This window comes from Flavobacterium sp., assembly GCF_024642105.1.
Classification (GTDB): domain Bacteria; phylum Bacteroidota; class Bacteroidia; order Flavobacteriales; family Flavobacteriaceae; genus Flavobacterium.
The window spans coordinates 40,184-55,504 of the sequence record NZ_JAHEBT010000056.1; the positions used below are offsets into that span (position 1 = coordinate 40,184).

Annotated in this window: 12 protein-coding genes; 8 read left to right on the plus strand and 4 right to left on the minus strand. The window is 36.4% G+C overall.

Annotated elements, in window-relative coordinates; all coding sequences use genetic code 11:
- Positions 1–28 precede the first annotated feature (28 nt).
- The 5 genes from gdhA to Q0L65_RS12855 all read left to right on the plus strand — a co-directional run bounded on the left by gdhA (position 29) and on the right by Q0L65_RS12855 (position 7,268).
- Positions 29–1,372, plus strand: a complete 1,344-nt coding sequence (gene gdhA / locus Q0L65_RS12835) for an NADP-specific glutamate dehydrogenase (protein ID WP_296687015.1) — start codon at positions 29–31, stop codon at positions 1,370–1,372.
- A gap of 269 nt (positions 1,373–1,641) precedes the next feature.
- Entirely contained in the window at positions 1,642–2,355 is a 714-nt protein-coding gene (recO, locus tag Q0L65_RS12840; RefSeq protein ID WP_296687017.1) for a DNA repair protein RecO, read from the plus strand.
- Positions 2,356–2,651: 296 nt separating this feature from the next.
- On the plus strand, positions 2,652–6,161 hold the full coding sequence (ileS, locus tag Q0L65_RS12845) for an isoleucine--tRNA ligase (RefSeq protein ID WP_296687019.1): 3,510 nt from the start codon (positions 2,652–2,654) through the stop codon (positions 6,159–6,161).
- A 7-nt stretch (positions 6,162–6,168) separates the two neighbouring features.
- The gene (locus tag Q0L65_RS12850; RefSeq protein WP_296687021.1) at positions 6,169–6,549 is read left to right on the plus strand and encodes a TraR/DksA C4-type zinc finger protein; all 381 of its coding nucleotides are present in this window, start codon (positions 6,169–6,171) and stop codon (positions 6,547–6,549) included.
- 116 nt (positions 6,550–6,665) lie between these two features.
- Entirely contained in the window at positions 6,666–7,268 is a 603-nt protein-coding gene (locus tag Q0L65_RS12855; protein WP_296687258.1) for a lipoprotein signal peptidase, read from the plus strand.
- Positions 7,269–7,435: 167 nt separating this feature from the next.
- Here the strand turns inward: Q0L65_RS12855 and Q0L65_RS12860 are convergent, their stop codons facing one another.
- From Q0L65_RS12860 to panC, 4 genes are all read right to left on the minus strand, one after another.
- Positions 7,436–7,846: a hypothetical protein gene (locus Q0L65_RS12860; RefSeq protein ID WP_296687023.1), complete on the minus strand. Its 411-nt coding sequence runs from the start codon at positions 7,844–7,846 to the stop codon at positions 7,436–7,438.
- 177 nt (positions 7,847–8,023) lie between these two features.
- The gene (gene radA / locus Q0L65_RS12865; RefSeq protein WP_296687026.1) at positions 8,024–9,385 is read right to left on the minus strand and encodes a DNA repair protein RadA; all 1,362 of its coding nucleotides are present in this window, start codon (positions 9,383–9,385) and stop codon (positions 8,024–8,026) included.
- A 134-nt stretch (positions 9,386–9,519) separates the two neighbouring features.
- Positions 9,520–9,870, minus strand: a complete 351-nt coding sequence (gene panD, locus Q0L65_RS12870) for an aspartate 1-decarboxylase (RefSeq protein WP_229326604.1) — start codon at positions 9,868–9,870, stop codon at positions 9,520–9,522.
- 14 nt (positions 9,871–9,884) lie between these two features.
- The gene (gene panC / locus Q0L65_RS12875) at positions 9,885–10,733 is read right to left on the minus strand and encodes a pantoate--beta-alanine ligase (protein WP_296687030.1); all 849 of its coding nucleotides are present in this window, start codon (positions 10,731–10,733) and stop codon (positions 9,885–9,887) included.
- A gap of 107 nt (positions 10,734–10,840) precedes the next feature.
- Here panC and Q0L65_RS12880 point away from each other — a divergent pair, with 107 nt between their 5' ends.
- From Q0L65_RS12880 to glmS, 3 genes are read left to right on the plus strand one after another with little or no spacing between them, the layout of a single operon-like run.
- Positions 10,841–11,647, plus strand: a complete 807-nt coding sequence (locus tag Q0L65_RS12880) for a glycogen/starch synthase (protein WP_296687032.1) — start codon at positions 10,841–10,843, stop codon at positions 11,645–11,647.
- A gap of 22 nt (positions 11,648–11,669) precedes the next feature.
- Positions 11,670–13,238 (plus strand): DUF4270 domain-containing protein, encoded by a 1,569-nt coding sequence (locus Q0L65_RS12885; RefSeq protein ID WP_296687034.1) that lies wholly within the window; start codon positions 11,670–11,672, stop codon positions 13,236–13,238.
- A gap of 9 nt (positions 13,239–13,247) precedes the next feature.
- The gene (gene glmS / locus Q0L65_RS12890; protein ID WP_296687036.1) at positions 13,248–15,095 is read left to right on the plus strand and encodes a glutamine--fructose-6-phosphate transaminase (isomerizing); all 1,848 of its coding nucleotides are present in this window, start codon (positions 13,248–13,250) and stop codon (positions 15,093–15,095) included.
- Positions 15,096–15,321 lie beyond the last annotated feature (226 nt).

Genomic DNA, 15,321 nt, shown 5'->3' on the forward strand with positions numbered 1-15,321 from the left:
TTGTATTGACCTAAATTTAGTGCTAAAGATGGAAGAAAAAATAAATCAATTTATGGCTTTGGTAGAAGCCAAAAATCCAAACGAACCTGAATTCATTCAAGCCGTTAGAGAATTTGCTGAAACAGTAATTCCGTTTATCTCCGAACGAAAAAAATACGACGGAAAAAACATATTACTTCGTATTGCCGAGCCAGAGCGTTCTATCATTTTTAGAGTGCCGTGGGTGGATGATAAAGGAGAAATTATTGTAAATCGCGGATTTAGAATCCAAATGAACTCGGCTATTGGACCGTATAAAGGCGGAATTCGTTTTCATCATACCGTGAATTTATCGGTTTTGAAATTCTTGGCTTTCGAACAAGTATTCAAAAATAGTTTGACTACACTACCAATGGGTGGTGGAAAAGGAGGCTCTGATTTTGATCCAGAAGGAAAATCGGATGGTGAAATCATGCGTTTCTGTCAATCGTTTATGACGGAATTGTGCCGTCACATTGGACCAGATTTGGATGTTCCTGCGGGAGATATCGGAGTAGGAGCAAGAGAAATTGGCTACTTATTTGGACAATACAAACGCATTCGCAATGAATTTACGGGAGTATTAACCGGAAAAGGATTGGCTTACGGAGGTTCATTAATTCGTCCAGAAGCAACAGGATACGGTGTAGTATATTTTACAGAGCAAATGTTGCGTACCATTGGTCAAGATATCAAAGGGAAAACCGTAGCGATTTCAGGTTTTGGAAACGTGGCTTGGGGAGTCGCTTTGAAAGTGAATGAATTAGGTGGAAAAGTCGTGACCATTTCAGGTCCTGACGGGTATATTTATGATAAAGACGGAATTTCAGGTGAAAAAATCGACTTTATGTTGGAGTTAAGAGCGCGTGGCGATAACAAAGCCGAAGCCTATTTAGAGAAATATCCTAACGCCGAGTTCCACAAAGGCAAAAGCCCTTGGGAGGCTAAAGTAGATATCGCGATTCCATGTGCGACTCAAAATGAGTTGAACGAGCAAGATGCTAAAAATTTAATTGCTAACGGTGTGATTTGTGTAACCGAAGCGGCGAATATGCCTTGTACTTTAGAAGCAATCAAATTGTTCCTAGAAAACAAAGTGCTTTTTGCTCCAGGTAAAGCCGCTAATGCGGGTGGAGTTGCTGCTTCTGGTTTAGAAATGACGCAAAATTCCATTCGTTTGAACTGGACGAGCGAGGAAGTAGATGCGCGATTAAAAGACATTATGGTGGGGATTCACAATCAATGTAAAAAATATGGTGCAGAAGAAGATGGGTATGTTAACTATGTAAAAGGAGCCAATATCGCTGGATTTGTGAAAGTAGCTGATGCAATGCTTGCACAAGGGGTGGTATAAGACTATTAATTCAAATGCTAAAAAACCTTCTTTCGATTTTCGGGAGAAGGTTTTTTTATATGTAGTATATTTGTACGTTAATAATCAAAACATTGATTTTTTAAATCCTAAATAGTAGCCTTTTTGATTTAGGTTAATTAAAATTGGACCACGGATTTTACAGATTATACTGATTTTCACGGATAAAATCCGTTGAATCCGTTAAATCTGTGGCAAAAAACAGTTAATAAATGAGTTTGATTTTTCACCAAATAGTACTATTTCAATAAATGCAAGTCAAAACCAAAGCGATTGTTATTTCGGCATTAAAATTTCAGGAAAAAAGCCTGATTGTAAAATGCTTTACCCTGACGCACGGTTTGAAATCGTATTTTGTTCGAGATGCTTTTTCGTCTCGAAAATCGAATCAAAAAATCGCCTATTTCCAGCCCTTGAGTATTTTAGAAATTGAAGCGGTGCATAAGAATAAAGGTACTTTGGAAAATTTTAAAGAAATTAAAATTGCCACGCCTTTTCATTCGATTCATACCGACATTGTTAAAAGCACCATTGTGTTGTTCTTGTCGGAGATTTTGCACCATTCCATACACGAAGAAGAAAAAAACGAAGCGCTTTTTACGTTTATAGAAGCGGCGTTGCAGTGGCTCGATAATCACAATGAAACGGCTAACTTTCATTTGATTTTATTACTCGAAATGACCAAATATTTTGGTTTTTACCCTGATGTAACTGACAGGGATCAGGCTTTTTTCGAATTGGTAGAAGGTGTTTTTTCTCCTTTTCATGCCGTGAGTTCGTTGACGGAACACGAAACCCTTTTGTTTAAAAAACTGATTGACTTAAAATGGGATTCGGATCAAAAGATTTTTCATGTTATTGAAAGACAAATTCTCTTGAAAATCCTAATGGATTACTACAGCTATCACTTGGACGGCTTTAGAAAACCCAAATCCTTGGACGTATTGAAGGAGGTTTTTGCATAACGTCATTGCGAGGAGGAACGACGAAGCAATCTAACACAGATTTCACGAATTTCTCAGATTGGTTGAGTACTTCTTATTAAAAGTACCCACACGGAAGGATTTGTGTGAAAGTGACTGTTTTTCAATTCTCTTAAATTTTAATGATCTGTGGTAATCTGTGCAATCTGTGTTAGAATTTAGTATTTAATTTCCCTTTAAAAATCACACATTAATCAGTATCAATAACTTTTAGCTATTGCCTTTTGCCTTTTGCCTATAAATCATTACTTTCGCAACTCGATTTAGAAAAGCATACCATGAGCACAAAATTTACTGAATACAAAGGACTTGACTTGCCAAAATCGGCAGAAGAAGTGCTGGATTTTTGGAAGAAAGAAACGATATTTGAGAAAACGGTAACTACCCGTGAGGGGAATCCGCCGTACGTGTTTTTTGAGGGGCCGCCTTCGGCAAATGGCTTGCCAGGAATTCACCACGTGATGGCACGTGCTATTAAAGATATTTTTTGTCGCTATAAAACTCAAAAAGGGTTCCAAGTAAAGCGTAAAGCAGGTTGGGATACCCACGGTTTGCCGGTTGAATTAGGTACCGAAAAAGAATTGGGAATTACCAAAGAAGACATTGGTAAAACCATCACCGTAGAAGAATACAACGAGGCGTGCAAACGCACCGTGATGCGCTATACTGACGTTTGGAACGATCTAACGGAGAAAATGGGGTATTGGGTAGATATGGAAGATCCGTATGTGACGTACAAACCTAAATATATGGAAACCGTGTGGTGGTTGTTGAAACAAATCTACAACAAGGATTTGATGTACAAAGGGTACACCATTCAGCCGTACTCGCCAAAAGCAGGGACAGGATTGTCTTCGCACGAGGTGAATCAACCAGGTTCGTACCGCGATGTAACGGACACTACCATTGTAGCACAGTTCAGAAGCCCCCTAACCCCCGAAGGGGGAATTGGTAGCAATTCAATTTTAAAAGCATTTGGTCTTAGCTCCCCTCCTTTGGAGGGGCTGGGGGAGGCTTTTTTCTTGGCTTGGACGACAACACCTTGGACTTTGCCATCGAATACCGCTTTGACTGTAGGTTCAAAAATTGATTATGTGTTGGTGAAAACCTTCAATCAATATACGTTCTTACCAACGAATGTCATTTTGGCTAAAAACTTGGTGGGAAAACAATTTGGCAAAACGTTTTTCGAATCGGCAGAAGCTGCTGATTTTGAAAATTTCAAAGCAGGAGATAAGAAAATTCCATTTCAAATTTTGGCGGAAGCCAAAGGAGCGGACTTGGTTGGAATTCGTTACGAGCAATTGATGCCGTTGGCTTTGCCGTATCAAAATGCTGAAGATGCGTTCCGTGTGATTGCAGGAGATTTCGTTACTACCGAAGACGGAACAGGAATTGTACATACCGCGCCTACTTTTGGTGCAGATGATGCTAAAGTGGCGGCAGCAGCTACTCCCGAAGTGCCGCCAATGTTGGTTTTGGACGAAAATGGTACGCCAGTTCCTTTGGTGGATTTACAAGGTAAATTTGTAAATGGACTAGGTGATTTATCAGGTAAATACGTTAAAAACGAATACTATAACGAGGGTGAAGCACCAGAGCGTTCTGCCGATGTAGAAATTGCGATTCAGTTAAAAGAAGAAAATAAGGCGTTCAAAGTGGAAAAATACGTCCACAGTTACCCACATTGTTGGAGAACGGATAAGCCTATTTTATATTACCCATTGGATTCTTGGTTCATCAAGATTACCGAAGTGCGTGACCGTATGTTTGACTTGAACGATTCCATCAACTGGAAGCCAAAAGCTACAGGTGAAGGTCGTTTTGGAAACTGGTTGAAAAACGCTAACGATTGGAATTTATCGCGTTCTAGATATTGGGGAATTCCGTTGCCAATTTGGAGAACCGAAGACAAACAAGAAGAAATCTTGATTGGTTCGGTTGAAGAATTGTACCACGAAATTGAAAAATCAATTCAGGCGGGTTGTCAAAAAACAAATCCGTTTGCTGGTTTCGAAATTGGAAACATGTCGGAAGCGAATTATGATTTGATTGATTTGCACAAAAATGTAGTGGACGAAATCACTTTGGTTTCTGCTTCAGGAAAACCAATGCAACGCGAAAGCGATTTGATTGACGTTTGGTTTGATTCAGGCGCAATGCCTTATGCACAATGGCATTACCCATTTGAAAATAAAGAACTTATAGATGGCGTTTGTCATTCCGAACTTGTTTCGGAATCTAAAGAGGAGAACCTGAAACAAGTTCAGGTTGACAAGCGTATGTTTCCAGCTGATTTTATTGCTGAAGGAGTCGATCAAACCCGTGGTTGGTTTTATACTTTGCACGCTATTGGAACTTTGGTTTTTGACAAAATCGCGTATAAAAATGTGGTTTCTAACGGATTGGTATTGGACAAAAACGGACAGAAAATGTCGAAACGTTTAGGAAATGCCGTTGATCCTTTTGAAACTTTGAAAGAATATGGTCCAGATGCGACGCGTTGGTACATGATATCCAATGCGAATCCTTGGGATAATTTAAAGTTTGACTTGGAAGGAATTGCTGAGGTGCGTCGTAAGTTCTTCGGGACCTTATACAACACCTATTCGTTCTTTAGTTTGTATGCCAATATCGATGGTTTTACCTATTCAGAAGCTGAGATTCCGTTGGCAGAACGCCCAGAAATTGACCGTTGGATTATATCAGAATTGAATACGTTGATTAAAGATGTCGATGGTTTTTATGCTGATTATGAACCAACCAGAGCGGCTCGTGCGATTTCTGATTTTGTTCAGGAAAACTTGAGTAACTGGTACGTTCGTTTGTGCAGAAGACGTTTTTGGAAAGGGGAGTATGCGCAAGATAAAATCGCTGCTTACCAAACCTTATACACTTGTTTGTTAAGTATAAGTAAATTGGCTGCACCAATTGCGCCATTTTATATGGATAAATTATACAGAGACTTAACACAAGCGACACATTCAGAAGGTTTTGAGAGTGTACATTTGGCAAAATTTCCAGAATACGTTGAAAACTTTGTTGATAAATCGTTGGAAAGCAAAATGCAAAAAGCCCAAACGATTTCATCATTGGTATTGTCGCTTCGTAAAAAAGAGATGATTAAAGTGCGTCAACCTTTGCAAAAGGTAATGATTCCGGTACTTGACAACAATCAAAGAGCTGAAATCGAAGCAGTATCAGACTTGATAAAAGCGGAAGTAAACGTAAAAGAAATTGTGCTTTTAGACGATGCTTCGGGGATTTTGGTCAAACAAATTAAACCTAATTTCAAGACATTAGGACCTCGTTTTGGAAAAGACATGGGCTTGATTTCTAAGGAGATACAAGGATTTTCGCCAGATCAAATCAATGAATTGGAACGCGAAGGAAGTTTAGCTATTGTTATTGCGGGAAATACCGTATCTTTAACTATAGAAGATGTAGAAATTACATCGCAGGATATTGAAGGTTGGTTAGTGGCTAATTCTAACGGAATTACAGTAGCGTTAGACATTACCATTTCGGCAGAATTGAAACAAGAAGGGATTGCGAGAGAATTGGTCAACCGAATTCAAAATATCCGTAAAGATTCAGGGTTTGAAGTAACAGATAAAATTAAAGTGACGTTACAACACAATGCCGAATTACAAGCAGCCGTAGTGGCTAATGAAGAGTACATCAAGTCAGAAACCTTAACCGAAAGTTTGGTTTTTGAAAATGAAGTAGCTAACGGATTAGAAATAGAATTTGACGATATAAAAACAAGAATAATAATCACTAAATAATGGAGTTATGGTAGATGAAATTGCAAGATACTCAGATGCTGATTTAGCAGAATTCAAAGAATTAATTCAAAAGAAAATACAAAAAGCTCAAGAAGATTTAGACTTGATTAAAAGTGCTTATATGAATGATTTGAATAATGGAACAGACGATACGTCTCCAACATTCAAAGCGTTTGAAGAAGGTAGCGAAACCATGTCTAAAGAAGCCAACTCACAATTAGCTATTCGTCAAGAAAAGTTCATTCGTGATTTGAAAAATGCGCTTTTCCGTGTTGAAAATAAAACCTACGGAGTGTGTAAAGTGACAGGAAAATTAATTAGCAAAGAACGTTTGTTAATTGTGCCTCACGCTACAATGAGTATCGAAGCTAAAAACATGCAACGATAAGAAATCGCTGTAAAAGCATACCTTTCCAAATTTCAAGAATTTCTGATTAGAAATCTTGGGATTTGGAATTTTTATTTTTGGAATTTATTTACTTTTGCCGCATGAAACAGAATTCAATGTCATTACGAAGCGCTTACTTTCTTGTTGTTTTTATACTACTTATAGACCAAGTATCTAAAATTTACATCAAAACCAACTTCATTTTAGGTGAAGAAGTGGAGGTGTTTTCTTGGTTTAAAATTTATTTTATTGAAAACGAAGGAATGGCATGGGGAACCAAAATTCCAGGAGAATATGGCAAACTAATTTTGACGGTATTCCGTTTATTTGCAGTTGCAGGAATAGGGTACTGGCTTTGGGATTCGGTAAAGAAAAGACACAGTTCTAATTATTTGATTGTGGCCATTGCTTTGATTATGGCGGGAGCTTTCGGAAATATTTTAGATTCGGTTTTTTATGGTGTGTCGTTTGATGATAGCCAACAAAATGTAGCTACTTTATTTTCAAATAAACCGTATGGAACTTGGTTTCATGGGAAAGTGGTTGATATGTTTTATTTTCCTATTTGGCAAGGTAATTTACCTACTTGGTTACCAATTTGGGGTGGCAAAGAATTTACATTTTTCAACGCTATTTTTAATATTGCCGATGTGGCTATTTCTACCGGGGTTGGAATTTTGCTTTTCTTCAATAAAAAAGCATTTCACAAGTACGAATAGTTTGTGATACAGATATAAAAGGAGGCTACAAACAGGGTTATTCTTGTTAAACTGAACTTGTTTCAGTTTCTTTCGACTACTTTTTGATAATTCATTATGGATTCCGAAATAAATTCGGAATGACAAAAATGCTGCTTTTTTAGCCCCCTCTTTAATTTTTGCTTATTTTATAAGTTATAAAAATCTCTTACCTTGGCAACAATCTGATTGATTGTCATTTTATCTGCAGTAGTAACCCCTTTTAACTTGTCTGGAGTGATAATTTTTTCGTCTTGAATCCTTTTTTTTAATTCGGTTTTAGCACCTGCAGGGCCAAACACATACAATTCATCTGATTTTTTGACATAGTCAATTACCGAGTCCATAAAGTAATTGGTTTGTTCTTTTTTGCGGTTATTCAATTGAGTTTCGTTAGCACTGTGATGATTCCCAGCGAATGTACCTTTGTTTCCTTCGCGGTTGTGGTGCGATTTATTTTCAATGTCCGAATCAATTTCGGTAATACTTTCTTTTTTGCCATCTAGGCTAACAATAATAGCTTTTGAGCTGTCAATCCAAATTCCTGTTTGTCGTTTCATGATTCTTCATTTTAAGTTAAAATACTGTTTTACTTAAAGTTAGAAAAAAATAAAAGAGCTTGGAATTAATTAACGCGCTATTAACGCTTTGGTTGCGGTTAAGGTGAAAAGGATTAATTTCCAAATACAGAGTGTTTTTTTAAATCGGTGGCAATTTGTGAAATCTGTGTTAGTGAATTACCCAAATAATTCCCCTGCCACATCTTCAATTTTAGCCACTAGACGAATTTTAATTCCAGGATTTTTCAACGCAATTTTATTGTATTTGGACACAAAAATGGTCGAAAATCCTAATTTTTCGGCTTCTTGAATGCGTTGATCCACTCGGTTTACGGGACGAATTTCACCAGAAAGACCTACCTCGCCAGCAAAACAAAAATCTTTATTGACAGGAATGTCTTCATTGGAAGATAAAATAGCGGCAACCACCGCTAAATCAATAGCCGGATCGTCCACGGAAATACCTCCAGTGATGTTTAAGAAAACGTCTTTGGCACCCAAACGGAAACCGGCTCGTTTTTCTAAAACTGCCAAAATCATATTCAGTCTTTTGGCATTGTATCCAGTCGTGCTACGTTGAGGCGTTCCGTACACGGCGGTGCTTACTAAAGCTTGTATTTCGAGCATCAAAGGGCGCATACCCTCTAAAGTAGTGGCAATGGCAGTTCCTGATAATTCTTCGTCTTTGTGCGAAATCAAAATCTCCGAAGGATTGGACACTTCGCGTAAGCCGCTGCCTAACATTTCGTAAATTCCGATTTCAGCAGTAGATCCAAAACGATTTTTTAGCGAACGCAAAATGCGGTACACATGATTTCTGTCGCCTTCAAATTGCAAAACGGTATCGACCATGTGTTCCAAAATTTTTGGACCTGCAATGGTGCCGTCTTTGGTAATATGACCAATTAAAATAACAGGAATATTGGTTTCTTTAGCAAATTTAATCAACTCAGCCGTTGTTTCTCTAATTTGAGAAATACTGCCTGGTGTGGATTCAATATAATCGGTATGAAGTGTCTGAATCGAATCAATAATGACAATTTCAGGTTGGATGGCTTCAATTTGTTTGAAGATATTTTGTGTTTTGGTTTCGGTCAGAATATAGCAATTATCGCCGTTTGGTGTAATGCGCTCCGCACGCATTTTAATTTGTTTTTGACTTTCTTCACCCGAAACATAAAGCGTTTTATAAGGTAAACTGAGGGAAATTTGAAGCAAAAGTGTACTTTTTCCGATACCCGGTTCACCTCCCAAAAGAATCAAAGATCCAGGAACAATACCACCTCCTAAAACGCGGTTGAGTTCATTGTCAGTCGTGTCTAAGCGAATTTCTTGGGTAGAATCGATTTCATTTATTCGCAAAGGTTTTGGTGCTTTTCCAGCAACTGTCGGTTCGCTTTTCCAAGCTACTTTTTCTTGTTTTTGAACAATCTCTTCGGCAATGGTGTTCCATTCTTTACAGGCGTTGCATTGTCCTTGCCATTTGGCATATTGTGTTCCGCAGTTTTGACAGAAAAAAGTAGTTTTGACTTTCGACATAATTCTTGGAATAAATTGAATTCAAATTTACAGTAAAGAATGTTCTAATAAAAATAATATAAATAAGGGTTAATGAAATAACAAAAAAACCACTCCTTTTGAGAGTGGTTTTATTTATATAAAGGGGATTTCGATTATGTCAAGGAATTATCATTTTCATTAGGAAAAATAATCCACGGCTTGAAAGTTTTAGCTTCTTCAAACTCGAGTGTCGCATACGAAATAATAATAATGATATCGTCTTTTTGTACTTTTCGAGCGGCTGGCCCGTTTAAAGTGATGGTGCCGGAGTTTTTTTCTCCTTTAATAGCATAGGTTTCAAAACGTTCGCCATTGTTTACGTTCACGATAGCTACTTTTTCGCCTTCAATAATGTTAGAAGCTTCGAGTAAAGCCTCGTCAATAGTGATGCTCCCGATGTAATTTAAATCGGCTCCGGTTACTTTAACGCGGTGTATTTTTGATTTTACTACTTGAATTTGCATGGTGCAAAAGTAAATTAATTTAGTGAAATGGTATCAATCAATCGAATATTGTTAACAAAAACCGCAATAAATGCGCGGTAATTCTTATGTTTTTCTTTGGTTGTGCAAGGCAATAGTGTCTCTTCATCGGCGATGACAAAGTATTCCAAGTCAAATAATGGGTGGTTTTCAAAAGTCTGTTGTACCAATTGATTCACACTTTCTACAGTTCCATTTTGAAATTTCTCTTTGGCCTGAAGTAGTGTTTGGTAAATTAAGCTTGCTTGGTTTCGTTCTTCAGCCGACAAGCGCTCGTTTCTTGAACTCATGGCAAGTTGATTGGCTTCTCTATAAATAGGACAACCAATGATAGTGACTGGTAACTGATTTTTGACTACTAATTTTTTGACAATTTGCAATTGTTGGAAATCCTTTTCTCCAAAATAAGCATTCGTTGGCGTTACAATTTCAAACAGCTGTTTCACAATTGTGCCTACTCCATCAAAATGTCCGGGTCTAAATTTGCCTTCCATTTGGTTTTCTAATCCGTCAAAATCAAAAGATTGAGAAACAGGATTACCATCGTAAATATCTTCAACAGAGGGTGCGTACACCATAATTTCCGGATTCAAAGCGGTAATTTTTCTTACATCTTCTTCTAAAGTTCGAGGATATTTGGCTAAATCTTCCGGGTTATTAAATTGGGTTGGATTGACAAAAATGCTCACCACCGTATAGTCGTTTTCTTGTAAAGAAAGTTCCATTAAAGCTAGGTGTCCAGCGTGCAAAGCGCCCATTGTTGGGACAAATCCAATAGTGGAATGTGCTGATTTAATAGGTTTTAGGTGTGCTATTAAGGGTGCTTTTCCGTAGAAAATGTGCATGATGGATGTTTTAAATGGAGTGCAAACTTAACATATTTGTTATAAAGTGCATAAATTTTTGTAATTTTGCTCGGTTTTTATTGCCAAAAAATTAAGTAAATTATAATATGAAAGACAAGAGGATATTATATGTATCATCTGAAGTAGTTCCTTATCTTGCTGAAAATGAGGTTTCTTTGATGTCCTACGATGTGCCGAAAATGATTAATGATCAAGGCGGACAGATTAGAATTTTTATGCCAAGATATGGAAATATCAATGAGAGAAGACATCAATTGCATGAGGTAATTCGACTTTCAGGGATGAATTTGGTAGTAAATGATTTGGATATGCCATTGATTATCAAGGTGGCATCAATTCCAAAGGAAAGAATACAGGTGTACTTTATTGATAATGATGAGTACTTCAAAAGAAAATCCACATTTTCAGACGAAGAAGGAAACTTGTACCCAGACAATGATGAACGTGCTATTTTCTTTGCAAAAGGAGTAGTAGAAACGGTTAAAAAATTGAATTGGGTTCCGGATATTATTCATGTTCACGGTTGGATGGCAGCAATGTTGCCTATTTACATGAAGCATTTTTATAAAAATGAAGCCTTATTTTCAGATACTAAAATAGTTACTTCTGTATACAGTCAATCATTTGAGGGAACGTTAGATGCAGAAATGATTAACAAAGTGAAATTTGATAATGTACCATTAGAGTCTATTTTGGATTTGGAAGTGCCTGATTACGAAAACATTATTAAAGCAACTGTAAAACATTCAGACGCAGTTATTATTGCTTCTGAAAATCTATCGCCAAGTTTAACAAAATTTATAGAATCTTCAGGAAAACCTTTTTTACCTTTCCAATCGAAAGAAGTATTTGCAGAAGCGTATACTAATTTCTACAAAAATGAAGTTCTTTAAAAATTAAACTTTAAAACAAAACATGTACAATACTTCTTTTTTTAAGAAAATACTTATAGTAGCTGGTGTTCTTTTCTTATATTCTTGTGATAAAGATTACAATGAGATTGGTGCAGATTTACTAGGAGATAATCATTTTGATTTTTTACAATATACTTCAAATGTAGTTGCCTATAATCAGAAAATAGGACCAGTTGACGCGAGTAATCTCGCTGTAAATGCATTAGGGATTTATAATGACCCTGCTTTTGGTAAAACAACAGCTCATTTTGCAACACAATTAAATTTGGGAACTTTAGCTCCTACTATTGGCGCGAATGCAGTTGTAGATAGTGTGTATTTATCAGTACCATATTTCAGTACTTTAAAATCAACTAATACTGATGGTAGTCATGTGTATGAATTGGATTCTATTTATGGAGCACAAGCACCCATAAAATTGAGTATATACGAATCGAATTATTATATGCGAGACTTAGATCCAGCGAGTGGATTTCAAGAAGCACAATCCTTTTATACAGACCAAACGGCTATTTTTGAAAATGCCAAAGTAGGTTCTCGTTTGAATAATTCAACTAGTGTGTCTCAGAATGATGCTTTCTTTTTTGACCCTAAAGAAATTGTACAAAAAACTACTGCCACTGACGGAAAAGTTACTACTACGCGTTCTGTGCCAGCCATGCGTTTGAAATTAAACAATAGTTTTTTTGCATCTAAAATACTGAGTGCACCTGCTTCTAAATTAGCTACAAATGATGTGTTTAAAGATTATTTTAGAGGATTGTATTTTAAAATAGAAAGTGTGTCGGGAAGTTCAGGCAGTATGGCGTTGATGAATTTTAAAGCGGGAAAAATTACAATAAGCTATACGGAAGATTTAGTTACCAATGGAGTAACAACAAGGGTTCCTAAAACTATGGATCTTAATTTAACAGGCAACTCTGTGAATCTATTAGATCAAACAGATGTAAATTCATCCTATACAAATGCAGTAAATAATCCTAATACAGCTTCAGGAGATGCTAATTTGTATTTGAAAGGTGGAGAAGGTGCTATGACGGTCATTGATCTTTTTAAAACCCCAGGAGAGTTAGATTTAATACGAAGTAAAGGTTGGTTGATTAATGAAGCTAACCTGATTTTCCATATCGATGCTGCTAAAATGGCATCAAGTAATGAACCCAATCGTGTTTATTTATATGATTTAACCAATAATCGTCCAGTAGTTGATTATTATTTAGATGTAACAAATGCCTCTGATGCTAAAAAATCTAAATATGTTTTTAGTGGATTAATCAATAAAGAGGCGGTTACTAATGGAAGAGGTCAAACCTATAAAATTAGAATTACCAATCAGATTAGAAACTTAGTAAAATATGCCGATTCGACGAATGTTAAATTAGGCTTAGTGGTTACTGAAAATATTGCAGACGCCTCTTTCTCAAAATTGAAAACAGCAAATGCATTTTCTTCAAAAGTGGCAAAATCATCTGTTATGAATCCGCTTGGAACAATTCTTTATGGAAGTCACCCTTCTGTTCCGGAAGATAAAAGATTGAAACTTCAAATTTATTATACAAAACCTAATTAGACTCAGATTATGTGTGGAATAGTTGGATACATTGGTTATAGAGAAGCTTATCCTATTGTTATTAAAGGATTGAAAAGATTAGAATACCGCGGTTATGATAGCGCGGGTGTCATGTTGTACGATGGAGAAGAATTGAAACTGTGCAAAACTAAAGGTAAAGTGTCTGATCTTGAAGCGAAAGCAGCAACAGAGATTACAACCAACGGCACTATAGGAATAGGCCATACACGATGGGCTACTCATGGTGTTCCCAATGATGTTAACTCACATCCACATCTTTCTAATTCAGGGGATTTAGCCATAATCCACAATGGAATTATTGAAAATTATGCGCCTTTAAAAGAAGAGTTGCTTAAAAGAGGATATGTTTTCCATTCGGATACGGATTCAGAAGTATTAGTTAATCTGATTGAAGAAATTCAAATCAAAGAAAATTTAAAATTAGGAAAAGCAGTTCAAGTTGCTTTAAATCAAGTAGTAGGGGCGTATGCAATTGCTGTTTTCGACAAAAAAAATCCAGATGAAATTGTTGCAGCTCGTTTAGGGAGTCCGCTAGCAATTGGTGTGGGAGAAGGAGAGTATTTTATTGCTTCAGATGCTTCTCCATTTATTGAATATACTTCAAATGCTATCTATTTAGAAGATGGCGAAATGGCTAATATTAGGTTGCACAAACCAATGAAAATTAGAAAAATCAAAGACGATACTTTGGTTGATCCTTATATTCAAGAGCTTCAAATGAATTTGGAACAAATTGAAAAAGGGGGTTATGATCATTTTATGTTGAAAGAGATTTATGAGCAGCCTAGTGTAATCAAAGATACCTACAGAGGAAGATTACATGTCAATGAGGGAATAATTCAAATGGCTGGTGTGGAAGATAATTTGGAAAAATTTCTTAATGCCGACCGAATCATCATAGTGGCTTGTGGAACTTCATGGCACGCAGGTTTAGTTGCTGAATATGTTTTTGAAGAATTTACAAGAATTCCAGTTGAAGTAGAATATGCTTCAGAATTCAGATATAGAAATCCAATTATTAGCAGCAAAGATGTAGTTATTGCTATTTCTCAATCAGGAGAAACAGCTGATACAATGGCAGCAATTAAATTGGCAAAAGAACACGGAGCTTTTGTATTTGGCGTTTGTAATGTGGTTGGTTCTTCAATCTCAAGAGAAAGTCACGCGGGTGCTTATACGCACGCTGGACCTGAGATTGGGGTAGCTTCAACAAAAGCATTTACTACTCAAATTACAGTATTGACAATGATTGCGTTGCGTTTGGCTAAAGCCAAAGGAACGTTGTCAAACTCTGACTTCCACATGTATCTGCAAGAATTAGAAATAATTCCTGAAAAAGTAAAAGAAGCTTTGGAAACGAATGAAAGCACAAAAGAAATTGCAGCTACATTTAAAGAGGCACACAATTGCTTGTACTTAGGGAGAGGGTATAATTTTCCAGTTGCTTTAGAAGGCGCATTAAAATTAAAAGAGATATCTTATATTCATGCTGAAGGGTATCCTGCAGCTGAGATGAAACACGGACCAATCGCTTTAATTGATGAGCAAATGCCAGTAATTGTAATTGCACCAAAACAAGGGCATTATGATAAAATTGTAAGTAATATTCAGGAAATTAAATCAAGAAGTGGTCGAATTATAGCTGTTGTGACTAAAGGAGACACTCAAGTTCGAGAACTAGCTGATTATGTGATTGAAATTCCGGAAACTTCAGATGCTTTATCGCCATTAATCACTACAATTCCATTGCAGTTGTTGTCGTACCACATTGCGGTTATGAGAGGCTGTAATGTAGACCAGCCAAGAAATTTAGCTAAATCGGTTACCGTGGAATAATACATTAAAATTTAATAACTACACAAAAAGCAAGATATTTCTTGCTTTTTTTATTTTGATGTTATTGCAATTTTTTTTCTACTATTTATTCATTTTTGTTTGTATAGCGTGACTTTTTAATTGCGTAAGAAACAATTTGTTATTAATTGTTTAATTAAGGAGACTATCAATTAATTATAAATGGAAAGAATCGTTATTAAATATGAAATTTTTACCCTATAATTTT

Excerpts from the sequence above, each read along its gene's own strand:
- panD (WP_229326604.1), bottom strand. The coding sequence starts at position 9,870 with ATGCAAATTCAAGTAGTAAAATCAAAAATACACCGCGTTAAAGTAACC.
- glmS (WP_296687036.1), top strand. The coding sequence starts at position 13,248 with ATGTGTGGAATAGTTGGATACATTGGTTATAGAGAAGCTTATCCTATT.
- Q0L65_RS12860 (WP_296687023.1), bottom strand. The coding sequence starts at position 7,846 with ATGAAACGACAAACAGGAATTTGGATTGACAGCTCAAAAGCTATTATT.
- radA (WP_296687026.1), bottom strand. The coding sequence starts at position 9,385 with ATGTCGAAAGTCAAAACTACTTTTTTCTGTCAAAACTGCGGAACACAA.
- ileS (WP_296687019.1), top strand. The coding sequence starts at position 2,652 with ATGAGCACAAAATTTACTGAATACAAAGGACTTGACTTGCCAAAATCG.
- Q0L65_RS12855 (WP_296687258.1), top strand. The coding sequence starts at position 6,666 with ATGTCATTACGAAGCGCTTACTTTCTTGTTGTTTTTATACTACTTATA.
- Q0L65_RS12850 (WP_296687021.1), top strand. The coding sequence starts at position 6,169 with ATGGTAGATGAAATTGCAAGATACTCAGATGCTGATTTAGCAGAATTC.
- Q0L65_RS12885 (WP_296687034.1), top strand. The coding sequence starts at position 11,670 with ATGTACAATACTTCTTTTTTTAAGAAAATACTTATAGTAGCTGGTGTT.
- gdhA (WP_296687015.1), top strand. The coding sequence starts at position 29 with ATGGAAGAAAAAATAAATCAATTTATGGCTTTGGTAGAAGCCAAAAAT.
- recO (WP_296687017.1), top strand. The coding sequence starts at position 1,642 with ATGCAAGTCAAAACCAAAGCGATTGTTATTTCGGCATTAAAATTTCAG.
- panC (WP_296687030.1), bottom strand. The coding sequence starts at position 10,733 with ATGCACATTTTCTACGGAAAAGCACCCTTAATAGCACACCTAAAACCT.
- Q0L65_RS12880 (WP_296687032.1), top strand. The coding sequence starts at position 10,841 with ATGAAAGACAAGAGGATATTATATGTATCATCTGAAGTAGTTCCTTAT.